Consider the following 251-nt stretch of genomic DNA (forward strand, 5'->3'; position numbering starts at 1 on the left):
CGTTTTCTTGATAAATATCACTAAGATGTTCTTCTTTTGAAGAATAAAAAGGACTACAAACATTATCAGATGTAGAATGATATAAAATTTTTCTGTCTGCAGATAAAATATGTACAGGGGCATTAAATGCTTTATGTGCAAGATCACACAAGTGTTGTATATCGATAGAAGTATTCATTACATTCTCCTTTATAGATTCATAAAATATATTCTGTTAGATATAATTCACGACAAATAATACTATAAAATAT

The 251-nt window shown here is 26.3% G+C and carries 1 pseudogene; it reads right to left on the reverse strand.

What is annotated here, in order from left to right:
- Positions 1-178: pseudogene (locus tag DN403_RS30940) on the reverse strand (AraC family transcriptional regulator); the annotation flags it as partial.
- Between the last annotated feature and the right edge of the window lie 73 nt (positions 179-251).

The sequence above is a fragment of the Bacillus sp. AY2-1 genome, from assembly GCF_008368965.1.
GTDB classification, from domain to species: domain Bacteria; phylum Bacillota; class Bacilli; order Bacillales; family Bacillaceae_G; genus Bacillus_A; species Bacillus_A thuringiensis_S.